This window comes from Oceanobacillus luteolus, from assembly GCF_023715655.1.
Taxonomy (GTDB): Bacteria; Bacillota; Bacilli; order Bacillales; family Amphibacillaceae; genus Oceanobacillus; species Oceanobacillus luteolus.
The window spans coordinates 1-10,588 of record NZ_JAMBON010000064.1 but is presented as its reverse complement, the minus strand read 5'-3'; the positions used below and the strand labels follow the sequence as shown (position 1 = coordinate 10,588).

Genomic DNA, 10,588 nt, shown 5'->3' with positions numbered 1-10,588 from the left:
TCTGACAATATCCAGTAAATTCTGTAAATATTACTGGGTTAGTTTAGTGCTGCCTTTTTTAAGATAATTGAACCTTGATAACTCAATAATCATTTATTTTACTCTTGACATATCACCGCAGGTCTTTGTCAATATAACCACCATAATTTTACCATAATATAGAAAAAATACATTCAATTCTCATAAAAAAAGGCAGTCCCAAATTATCGACTGCCTCAAATCACAACTACTGTTTATCAAGTATTAATTTTCCTTAATTCTATAAACGCAGCAATCGTTCCTATAAAGCCTCCGACTGCAAAAAGTATAGGAATGAATATCCCATTTGAATCCTCTGCAATTAATTGTGAAATACCTAATAAGCATAATAAAACACAACCAATCAACCCTATAATTGATCTTACCTTTCTAAAAATTGGGGACACCTCCATCACTTCTACTAGTCAAAGCAATAGCGCTTCTCTTCAATTACTCCCATTTATTTAAATATAGTTCCAATAACCTTTATTTAGAAGTTCTCCTAATAAGATACCTATCATAAGCAGATACTTTAGATTCCTCCATCAATAAATCAAATCTCTCTCTATATAATAAATTCAACAAAAAAAATGATTTTCCTTTTTTAGAATTTATCCCTATTGCTTCTTCCGTAAAAGTTACATGTTAACCATCCTGTCACATTAACTTTGAAATAAATAAAGTTGCGATTCCAAAATAAATGAGCAAGGAAAGAATGTCATTAATTGTGGTGATTAGTGGACCTGAGGCTACCGCCGGGTCTATATTCAAGCGGTAGAGGATGAGTGGAATAATCGTCCCTGCCAGGGTACCAATTATTAGTGTGCAGAGCAACGAGATACCAATAACAAATCCTAATGTAGCACTGCCTTGCCAAATCAGTGCAATAATAAATATAAGTATTCCGCATGCGACCCCAATGATGATCCCAACCCATAATTCTCTTATAATCAATTTAATAACTTGTTTCCAGCCCAAATCATTCGTCGTTAAACCACGCACAACAACCGCCAACGATTGCGTACCTGTATTCCCTGTCATCCCCGCTATCATAGGCATAAAAAACGCCAGGGCCACGACTTGATCAAGCGTCTCCTCAAAACTGGCAATGATACTCCCGGAGACAATCCCGATGAATAGAAGTAAAATCAGCCAAGTTAAACGCCGGGAAGCGGCAACAAGTGGTTTGGTAGTAAAATCAATCGCTTTTCCTGAAGCAGATAACTTTTCAATATCTTCATTTGCCTCTTGATAAACAACATCAATGATATCATCGACCGTTACCACACCAAGTAAAGTCTGGTCTTCTTTTACAACTGGCATCGTAACAAACTCATAGCGCTGTATTAACTGCGCTACTTTTTCCTGGTCCATCCATGCATCTACATGTACTACCCTCGTCTTCATAATGTCCTCGATTTTTTCAAATAGATCAGCAAGCAATAAGTCGCGGTAAGATACGACACCAACCAGCCTCTTTCGATCATCAATAACATAAAGGTAGTTCAGGTATTCGGCTAATTCGGCAAAATGTTTTAATTTATCGACTGCCTCGCGGACGGTATAAGATTTATAGATCCATACAAATTGATTATTCATAATCCGACCAGCAGTTTCAGGAGGATATTTCATCAGATTTTGAATCATGTCAGAAGCTTCTTGTTTCAACCCGGCTAATAATTTCTTGATTTTATCCGGTTCCAAACTACTTAACAAGGAAACAAGATCATCATTATCCATTCGCTCGAGCACCTGTGAAGTTTTTTCAACGCTTAATGCTTTCAGAACTTCCAGTTGTTCCTTATTCGTTAATGCTTGAATGAGTTTCGCTAATTGATCAAGCGATAAGTAACTAAGATATTTGTTTCTATCGGATACTGGAAAATTCACATATAATTGCGCTAAATCATAGGGTTGTAATTCTTCTATGGTTGTTTCAAAAACTTGTTTATTATCTTCTTTTATAGCTTGGATAACCTTGTGTAAGAGTCGACTTTCAGTTGAACGTAACATGAAAATCCCCCTTTCTAAGTTTGATGGGATTCCGTACTTCTATTTGTTGTCGAAATATGAAGTAATATACCAAATGAAATCATCGTTATCAAGATAGATGATCCTCCATAACTAATCAATGGGAGTGGAATTCCCGTTATCGGGAGCATTCCAGAAACTGCACCTAAATTAATGACAACCTGAGTCATGATTTGAAAGGTTATCCCAATTGCAAGTAATTTAGGAAACATCTTTTGACACCCTTTAGCAATCTGTATACCTCGAAGCATAATAAATATGTAAGTTCCAATGATAATAAAGAGACCGACGATTCCAAGCTCTTCCAATGTAACAGCCATAATGAAATCAGTATGAGCCTCCGGAAGAAATCCTAGCTTTTGGATACTCCCCCCTAATCCGTTCCCTTTGAGCCCTCCTGTTCCAATGGCTAAATAGCTATTGACTAATTGATACCCATCACCAAATGGATCCTGAAAAGGATTCCTGAAAGAGGTTAACCTTTCCAACCGGTATGGAGAAGAATAAGCAAAGTAGCCAACGCCTAATACACCGACAGTGCCTAGCATGAATAAATGCCGAAACTTAACCCCAGAACAGATAACAATCATCCCGCATGCCGATAATATTAATGCTGCTGAGCCTAAGTCTGGCTGTTGTAAGATCAATAGAAAGACGATCGCTAAAATCAGTAAAGGTGGAAGTACACCATGTTTAAATTGGTTGATGATCCGCTGTTTCTTCGAATAAAAGGATGCAAAATAGATAATCATAAACAATTTAATGAACTCAGTTGGCTGGAATTGAAAAGAGCCCATTTGAATCCAGCGTTGTGAATAATTCCTCTCTACACCAAAAGCAGGAATTAAGACAAGAATTAACAACACAATGGAAAAAAGTACTAGTAATGGACTTAGTTTATTATAAAGTTGATACGGGATAAATATGGTCAACACTAAAAAGAAAAGGCTTAAGAGCAGCCATTGAGATTGTTTAACGAAAAAATATTGGCTTGAATCATAATTTAAATATGCGAGTGTGCTACTGCTGCTATAAATCATCATCAGTCCAAATCCCGCGAGCAATAGAATAGCAACCAGCAACGAATAATCCAAGTTCTTTAACCTTTTCAGGATGATGGATTTCATTTTAATCCGCCCCCTTTACTAGAGATTACTATTCTTACTAAAGATCATAGACAACAGAGGAGAAAGGATTCAATTCCATTACTCTCATCCTTAACATTACGATAATCTATTGTTTTCCAATTGCTGAGAAATGATTTGAACGATAAATGCGTCATCTAGTAATCCAATAGGCAATAAATAATCTGGTAGTAAATCAGTGGTGACAATGAAGTATAGTAAAGCAGCCCCCATAAAGACAAGTTGTCGAGTTGTCCCATTTTGCTTTGTAATTCGAGAATTCATCCATTGTAATTTCTCTACATATGGACCCTTTCCATCAAGTCGGTTAAGTTTAGCTTGAAACTCTTGCCGAATCATCTTTTTGCCTTCATCTGTTTGGCTGATCTGCTTGTACTTATCTATTTCTCTATTCACCTGGTCTAACGTAAATTCACCATCATATACACCGGTTGTTTTTATTAACTGTTGTATCGTTTTTAAAATATCCTGATTTTCTTTCGCATCTTCCTTCTTGGAATCCGTTTCATATCCCGCCGCTTCCAGAAGTGTTGTCATTCCAACATCCAAACTCTTTGAAAGTTTTTCTAAGTGTGTTAGATTCGCTTTTCGTTTACCATTCATAATCTTTGAGATAGTGGCATGGTCAATTCCAGAAATCTGCCCTAACTTTCTTACCGATAAAGATTTTTCCTCCATTAGCTGCCTTAAGAGTCTATTAAAATTAGCATGGTTTTCCATATAACCTTCCTTTCTATCTCAAGCTTAGATTCATTTAGAAGGATACAGCTTTGGTGACAAAATGTCAACAATGCGATAAACTAGTAAAATCATCTTTATTTTTCAGAGAAAGAAAGAAGGTAAGGGCATGAAAAAGCTACCAAGTAGTTTATTTATTCTCATCGGATTATTATGTTTCATCATGTTTGGGATGATGAGCTGGGGAGTCCATATCGAAATCAGTTGGTTACAATCGCTTGATTTAGCTATTATTGAAGCTGTTCAATCAAATATAACAACCAGCAAAACGGCAATTCTATCAACCTTAACAGAGATAGGTAACATTCGACTTGTCATTGGATTAACAATCATTCTAGTGCTTTTTCTTTTCTTCAAAAAATGGTATGCAACAGGACTATGGTTAGGTGGGACTATACTGTTTGGGGCAGCCATCCTTACAAAAATAATTAAAAAAGTAGTTGATCGGGAGCGACCGGATATTCTTCCGTTAATGGAAAAGACGACAGAAAGTTTTCCAAGCGGCCACGCCACCGCAGCAACTGTGTTTTATGGAATTATAGGATTGGCAATTATTCTTCTAATGAGAGGGCTGTGGAAACGAATAGTCATTGGCTTCATCACACTTGGTTTGATTGGATTTATTCTTGTCACCAGAATATATTTAGGGGTACATTATCCGACTGATGTTATTGCCGGTTTCCTATACGGAGCATCTGTGGTTTTTGTTTCTTTTGGGGTTTATTGTAAACTGAGCCTTTTATTACGGCATGTCCTGGAACGGTTTGGATTAGCAGATCAAAGCGAATTATTTAGTGAAGACAGTGTATTGGAACAGCGTTCTTAACGTCACCAGAAACCACTTTAGAGGTTTCAACATCTTATGATCAAATCTAGGTAGCTATATATGTAATATTTATAGATTATTACTTATTAATTACTATAACCTATCGTGTTTTTATATTTATCTAAACGAACCCATTTATTAGAAATGAGATTAGAAAATTGCGGCTAACTGCTTTTCACCTTTCCCTACATCTTAGAAAATAAAAAAATAGCTGAAGTAGATATCTTTACTTCAGCTATTCGTCGATCAAGGAAACCTAAAAATCCTGGTGGTCCGATTAAAAGGATGGATTACCACCAGAAGTCTCTTTTTCTATCTCGGTCGCCTCTGCGTTCGTCATGACGATCGTGTCTATCATGTCGGTCGTGTCGGTCTCTGTTCTCTTTGACTTGGATATCATCTGCACGAACAACCACTCTGTCGGCATTAATGAATACGTTATCCGCATCGATAAAGACATCGCGTTCGCGTCTTCTTCTCTCTTCAGACATACTAATCACCTCTTTTTCATAGGAGTAATATAGAATATGCGGAGGTGAAATAACGAGTATAGATAAACTTACTAAACCTACTTAAATATAATGAAGTCTCCTATGTCCAATTCAAGAATTAATAGGCAAGAGTTAGCATTCACTTCCAAAAGCAGACTTGTAATCTATTATTGTCGGGGTCATAAAAATCAAAGAATTGATTGTGACCATCACTTTGTATCCCAGTAACTCGTACACCCTTTCCCTCTAATTGGAGATACGTATCGTTAATATCCTTCGTATAAAAAATCGGGTAAATGGAATGATCTTTATTCGTCACCACTCCTTCTTCAATCGTTAAGGGAACCCCACTATTTCCGACGTTTAAAACACGGTACCCTTCCCCTTTAAACGAAACAGTAAATCCTAACTTCTCATACCAAGCGGTTGCTTCTTCGATATTACTTACAGTGAGACATATCGTGTCGATTCTTTCAAACACAACACAGCACTCCTATCCATTCAGATTTTTACCACTTATTACTTCCACATCACTGCGTATATTCCTTCTAACATTTCTTCGGTGGCGTTTTTCACGCACATTTTTGGGTTAAACTAACGTAAAGCTGGTTTTATAAGAAAGAAGGTAGATGTGATGGAGATTAGTGGCAAGGAACAAGCATATAAAATACAGTACGCATCACGCAATCTCTGGTCGGGAGTTTTATTCGGTCTTGGAATGGTTGCATTCTTGGATGAAGCACTATTTCACCAAATCCTCGGCTGGCATCATTTTTACGACAAATCGACGACAGAGATTGGACTGCTGTCAGACGGATTGTTTCACGCCTTTAGCTGGTTTGCGACAGTCGGATCTCTCTTTATGGTTGCTGACTTGCGCAGAAGGAATGGGTTTTGGTTGAAAAGATGGTATGGTGGTGTCCTTTTAGGTGCTGGGGGCTTTAATTTGTATGATGGGATTGTGCATCATAAAATTTTAAAGGTCCATCAGATTCGCTACGACACGGATAATCTTTTCCTCTATGATGTCGTTTGGAACAGTATCGCAGCAGTCATCCTTATCATCGGTATCATTGTTACTTTAAAAACTAGGCACATGTTGAAAAGGAGCAATTCTTAATGGCGCATCCACATCACGGAAATGACTTTCCACAAACCGCAGAAATCATTCTCTCGCTCCCTTTTATTCTCGGTATCGTCATCTACTTGTTCATGATGATATATACAAATAAACAAGGACGAAAATGGCCAATCTATCGAGCCTTTCTCTGGGTAAGTGGGTCGTTCCTTTCTCTCATTGCAGTTGCTGGTCCACTTGCAGAGTTATCACATACAGACTTTCGGGTACATATGATTGGTCATCTTCTGCTTGGCATGTTAGGTCCGCTCCTAATGGTACTTGGTGCACCGGTGACGCTGCTTCTACGGTCTCTGCCCGTAAGGCAAGCACGTAGGGTGACAAAACTGTTCCGAAGTAAAATTGCCGAGTTTCTAAGTCATCCACTTGTAACTTCCACATTGAATATAGGGGGTCTCTGGGTACTCTATACAACGAACCTTTACGTGATGATGCATGAGTATATGTGGCTGCATATCGTTGTCCATCTTCATGTTTTTTTAGCTGGCTATTTGTTTACAGTCTCGATGATTTACATCGATCCCATTCCACACCGCAGAAGCTTTTTTTCTCGTTCGATCATTTTAGTTCTTGCTCTGGCCGCGCACGGAATACTGTCCAAATATATTTATTATACCCCGCCGATTGGGGTCCCCCCATATGAAGCGGAGGTTGGCGGCATGATTATGTATTATGGTGGAGATGCAGTGGATCTTATCATTATTATTATCCTGTGCGCGCAATGGTACAAAGCGACAAAACCGCGAGTGCATCGCAAACAAAAGCTAGCTTCCATTTAACGTAAAATCTATGACTAAACAGCTATTTTTCCTAATTGTCTTTACTTTGTATCCATCTATGATAAAATAGAAAATAATTAAATAGAATTCCTTCGGGGTCGGGTGAAATTCCCAACCGGCGGTGATGAGATTTTTTTCTCTAAGCCCGTGACCCGGTGTCAGCTATCTGATACCGGTGGATTTTGGTGAGATTCCAAAGCCGACAGTAAAGTCTGGATGGGAGAAGGAAACGGATCAGTCCATATTTTTTAGGACTTTTATTTACGTATGCAAAAATCTCCCTATCGATTAGATAGGGAGATTTTTAATTGATGAGGAGACACGTCTCTATTTTCGTGTTTCTATACTCTTCATTGGCATAGCTGCAGATTCATCCATCCAACATTCTTCTCGACTGCTTACCCCGAAGCTAACCATATTCCATTTAATCATTTTTAAAAAAATAGAAAGGAGGCTATTCATGTTCACTGGTATAGTTGAAGAACTAGGGACCATTGAAAAAATTACGACGAAAGGAAATACGCTGGTCCTCATCATTCAAGGTGACATCATCATGAGCGATTTAAATTTGGGTGATAGTATCGCTGTGAATGGAGTTTGTCTAACCGTAACGGATTTCGGTAACCGTTCATTTATGGCAGATGTGATGCCTGAAACGTATAAAGATACTTCCCTTTCTCGTTTAAAACCTGGTTCGCAAGTAAACCTGGAACGGGCAATGGGAGCAGGCGGCCGATTTGGCGGGCATTTTGTTTCCGGCCATATCGATACCGTTGGAAAAATTGTTCGAAAAAAATCTAGTGAAAATGCCATCTATATTGATATTTCATTTCCACCAGAATATATCCATTACATCTTACCGAAAGGTTCTATCGCACTGGACGGTACCTCCTTGACCGTGTTCGGCATTCGAGAAGATATCGTTACTGTTTCTATTATCCCGCACACCGCAAAAGAAACGGTTCTCGGATTAAAAGATACAGGTGATATCGTTAATATAGAATTTGATATGATCGGAAAATATCTTTATTCTTTCCTAAGAAAATCAGAGCAAGCGGCAACACCAAAGGAAGATATTTCTACAGAGTTCCTACGTAAAAACGGCTTTATGTAATAGAAAGGATGGTTGTATGTTTGCCACTATCGAGGATGCAGTAAAAGAATTAAAATCTGGAAAAGTCATTATCGTTTGTGATGATGAGGATCGGGAAAATGAAGGGGATTTTATCGGCCTGGCTGATTACATCACACCAGAAACGATAAATTTTATGGCCAAAGAAGGTCGAGGTTTGATTTGTACTCCTATTGAGGAAAGTATTGCTAAAAAACTGAATCTCCATCCGATGGTAGAGAACAATACCGATAATCATGAAACTGCTTTTACAGTCAGTATCGACCACGTTCAAACGACAACTGGCATCAGTGCTTACGAGCGCTCCCTAACGATTCAAAAAATGTGTGAAATTGATTCTTCACCAGAAGATTTCAGAAGACCAGGACATATTTTTCCCCTCGTCGCGAAAAACGGTGGTGTGTTAGAAAGACCGGGACATACAGAAGCTGCGGTTGATTTAGCTAAACTCGCCGGAGCCAAACCGCTTGGAGTCATTGTAGAAATCATGAATGAAGATGGAACGATGGCCCGGGTAAATGATCTACAGCTCGTAGCTGAGAAATTTGATTTGAAAATGATTACTATTAAAGATCTCATTCATTATTTAAGCGTTCAAACTGAATGGGCCGTATCACATAACAGATAAAATGAGAAGAGGAGAAATATAAATGAAAAACATTATCGAAGGAAATTTAATTGGAACTGGACTTAAAGTAGCGATTGTAGCTGGACGATTTAATGAATTTATTACGGATAGATTGCTGAGCGGAGCAGAAGATGCACTCCGTAGACATGGGGTAAACGAAGAAGATATTACGATTGTATGGGTACCAGGTGCATTCGAAATTCCACTGGCAGCTAAAAAGTTGGCCGATAAAGGTAAATTCGATGCAGTCATCACGTTAGGTGCCGTCATTAGAGGAGCAACACCACATTTCGATTATGTAAGCAGTGAAGTGACAAAAGGTGTTGCTAACACTGGATTAGATAGCGATGTACCGGTCATATTTGGAGTTCTGACAACCGATTCCATTGAACAGGCAATCGAACGAGCTGGAACAAAAGCGGGCAACAAAGGATTTGAAGCAGCTGTTACAGCAATTGAAATGGGTAATCTTTATAGAAGCTTAAATGAGATTTAATCTATCTAAGAAGCAGGAATATCCTGCTTCTTATTTTATTGTGGACGTTTTTCATACGGATGAAGCTGACCTACAATGGACTCTTTGGAATCATTCTCGATACTCCTGATGACCCCTTTTGCTATCTCATTATGAGTCAACCACCGCGAATGATTATCCTCCAAAACAAAACCTAAATAAACTTTGTGATGTTCACAATTGGACGAGAGATGTAAAGGGTCATCCTGAAAATATCTTCTGCTGCCTTTTACTTGATACAACTTCCAAGTATTACTATGTTGCGAAATTATTTTATCCACCAACTCCAACGCTGGATAAGAAGGTATCCAGCTCACCACTAACGATATGGGGCCATCTTGTTCTATCGCATTTTTGATTGCCTCTTCCAAAGCATCATGATGGTTGTAATCCACCATGATGCTTCGGATTACCTCCGGATTTTCTGCTTGATTCTTCAAATCCAAATGCTTATTTTCACTCCTTCCGACAACCGAGGTGATGTATCCTTGCTCTGCCAGCCACAGTGAAACATCTTTCAGCATTCCTGTTCCGCCTATTACTAGAGCGTGCTTTTTAATCAATTCAAATTCTCCCCCAATTACATTGATAATAAATACTCCAACTAAAATCATCCGCCTTCAGGTGCCACAAGTTCGACCTTTATCCTATCCTGGTCTTCAAAATAAACGGCATAATGATTTTCCCCACCGGCAAAAGGATGCTTTTCAGGATAAAGAAGGTTAACACCTCTATTCCTTAACTTCTCAGTCATGTCATCCACATGCTGACGTGATTGCCCATGAAATGCGAGATGATTAAGTCCGACTCGGGAACGATGATACGGAACGTTTAAAAATCGTTCCTCTGCTTGAACAAAAACAATATATGTATCACCTAATTGCCAGCTCCGTCCACTTCCCCATTCCTGAAATGGAGTATAGCCCAATTCTTCAAGAAACCAACCCCAAAATTCTACGGTCTTATGGAGGTCCGATACAAAAATTTCAATATGGTGAATGACCCCTTTTGACAAGAAAAATCCTCCTCGTATATTATGTTTAGGCACTTAGTTTCCGCCTATTATTTCCCTTGTTAATCAACCTGTTGATATGTCAAATGACTTGGACGCTCTGGGATATTCCTAGATAATGGTCTTAGGATCATTT

The 10,588-nt window shown here is 38.6% G+C and carries 12 protein-coding genes, 1 pseudogene and 1 riboswitch; of the genes and pseudogenes, 6 read left to right on the top strand and 7 right to left on the bottom strand.

The features are described 5' to 3' along the window. Positions 1-675: 675 nt before the first annotated feature. From mgtE to M3210_RS18855, 3 genes are all read right to left on the bottom strand, one after another. Positions 676-2,031, bottom strand: coding sequence for a magnesium transporter (gene mgtE, locus M3210_RS18865; protein WP_251517655.1), 1,356 nt, complete (start codon positions 2,029-2,031; stop codon positions 676-678). Between the two features lie 14 nt (positions 2,032-2,045). Further along, the gene (ftsW, locus tag M3210_RS18860) at positions 2,046-3,182 is read right to left on the bottom strand and encodes a putative lipid II flippase FtsW (RefSeq protein ID WP_251517657.1); all 1,137 of its coding nucleotides are present in this window, start codon (positions 3,180-3,182) and stop codon (positions 2,046-2,048) included. A gap of 90 nt (positions 3,183-3,272) precedes the next feature. Beyond that, positions 3,273-3,914 (bottom strand): helix-turn-helix domain-containing protein, encoded by a 642-nt coding sequence (locus tag M3210_RS18855; protein ID WP_251517652.1) that lies wholly within the window; start codon positions 3,912-3,914, stop codon positions 3,273-3,275. A 127-nt stretch (positions 3,915-4,041) separates the two neighbouring features. On the opposite strand from M3210_RS18855, the gene M3210_RS18850 reads away from it, so the two are divergent. Next, on the top strand, positions 4,042-4,758 hold the full coding sequence (locus M3210_RS18850) for a phosphatase PAP2 family protein (RefSeq protein ID WP_251517649.1): 717 nt from the start codon (positions 4,042-4,044) through the stop codon (positions 4,756-4,758). 290 nt (positions 4,759-5,048) lie between these two features. Here the strand turns inward: M3210_RS18850 and M3210_RS18845 are convergent, their stop codons facing one another. Together M3210_RS18845 and M3210_RS18840 are read right to left on the bottom strand one after the other, a co-directional pair. Then, positions 5,049-5,249 (bottom strand): hypothetical protein, encoded by a 201-nt coding sequence (locus M3210_RS18845; RefSeq protein ID WP_251517647.1) that lies wholly within the window; start codon positions 5,247-5,249, stop codon positions 5,049-5,051. A 139-nt stretch (positions 5,250-5,388) separates the two neighbouring features. Beyond that, complete coding sequence (locus M3210_RS18840) at positions 5,389-5,730, bottom strand: VOC family protein (protein WP_251517645.1); 342 nt, start codon at positions 5,728-5,730, stop codon at positions 5,389-5,391. A 153-nt stretch (positions 5,731-5,883) separates the two neighbouring features. Here M3210_RS18840 and M3210_RS18835 point away from each other — a divergent pair, with 153 nt between their 5' ends. The 5 genes and pseudogenes from M3210_RS18835 (at position 5,884) to ribH (ending at position 9,422) form a co-directional block, all read left to right on the top strand. Then, positions 5,884-6,369, top strand: a complete 486-nt coding sequence (locus tag M3210_RS18835; protein ID WP_251517641.1) for a DUF2243 domain-containing protein — start codon at positions 5,884-5,886, stop codon at positions 6,367-6,369. Then, positions 6,369-7,166 carry a cytochrome c oxidase assembly protein gene (locus tag M3210_RS18830; RefSeq protein WP_251517638.1) on the top strand — a complete coding sequence of 266 codons (798 nt, stop codon included), beginning with the start codon at positions 6,369-6,371 and terminating at the stop codon, positions 7,164-7,166. The genes M3210_RS18835 and M3210_RS18830 overlap by 1 nt, the downstream gene beginning before the upstream one ends. 84 nt (positions 7,167-7,250) lie before the next feature. Next, positions 7,251-7,398, top strand: a riboswitch (FMN riboswitch). Positions 7,399-7,626: 228 nt separating this feature from the next. Further along, positions 7,627-8,280: a riboflavin synthase gene (gene ribE, locus M3210_RS18825; RefSeq protein ID WP_251517635.1), complete on the top strand. Its 654-nt coding sequence runs from the start codon at positions 7,627-7,629 to the stop codon at positions 8,278-8,280. A 16-nt stretch (positions 8,281-8,296) separates the two neighbouring features. Beyond that, positions 8,297-8,884, top strand: a pseudogene (ribB, locus tag M3210_RS18820) (3,4-dihydroxy-2-butanone-4-phosphate synthase); the annotation flags it as partial. Between the two features lie 64 nt (positions 8,885-8,948). Then, positions 8,949-9,422, top strand: a complete 474-nt coding sequence (ribH, locus tag M3210_RS18815) for a 6,7-dimethyl-8-ribityllumazine synthase (protein ID WP_251517631.1) — start codon at positions 8,949-8,951, stop codon at positions 9,420-9,422. Between the two features lie 35 nt (positions 9,423-9,457). Here the strand turns inward: ribH and M3210_RS18810 are convergent, their stop codons facing one another. Further along, positions 9,458-10,003 (bottom strand): Rossmann-fold NAD(P)-binding domain-containing protein, encoded by a 546-nt coding sequence (locus M3210_RS18810; RefSeq protein WP_251517628.1) that lies wholly within the window; start codon positions 10,001-10,003, stop codon positions 9,458-9,460. A gap of 47 nt (positions 10,004-10,050) precedes the next feature. After that, positions 10,051-10,455 (bottom strand): VOC family protein, encoded by a 405-nt coding sequence (locus M3210_RS18805; protein ID WP_251517626.1) that lies wholly within the window; start codon positions 10,453-10,455, stop codon positions 10,051-10,053. Positions 10,456-10,588 lie beyond the last annotated feature (133 nt).

Bases quoted from the DNA above. Each gene is read 5' to 3' on its own strand.
- mgtE (WP_251517655.1), bottom strand. From the start codon at position 2,031: ATGTTACGTTCAACTGAAAGTCGACTCTTACACAAGGTTATCCAAGCT.
- M3210_RS18855 (WP_251517652.1), bottom strand. From the start codon at position 3,914: ATGGAAAACCATGCTAATTTTAATAGACTCTTAAGGCAGCTAATGGAG.
- M3210_RS18850 (WP_251517649.1), top strand. From the start codon at position 4,042: ATGAAAAAGCTACCAAGTAGTTTATTTATTCTCATCGGATTATTATGT.
- M3210_RS18845 (WP_251517647.1), bottom strand. From the start codon at position 5,249: ATGTCTGAAGAGAGAAGAAGACGCGAACGCGATGTCTTTATCGATGCG.
- M3210_RS18835 (WP_251517641.1), top strand. From the start codon at position 5,884: ATGGAGATTAGTGGCAAGGAACAAGCATATAAAATACAGTACGCATCA.
- M3210_RS18830 (WP_251517638.1), top strand. From the start codon at position 6,369: ATGGCGCATCCACATCACGGAAATGACTTTCCACAAACCGCAGAAATC.
- ribE (WP_251517635.1), top strand. From the start codon at position 7,627: ATGTTCACTGGTATAGTTGAAGAACTAGGGACCATTGAAAAAATTACG.
- ribH (WP_251517631.1), top strand. From the start codon at position 8,949: ATGAAAAACATTATCGAAGGAAATTTAATTGGAACTGGACTTAAAGTA.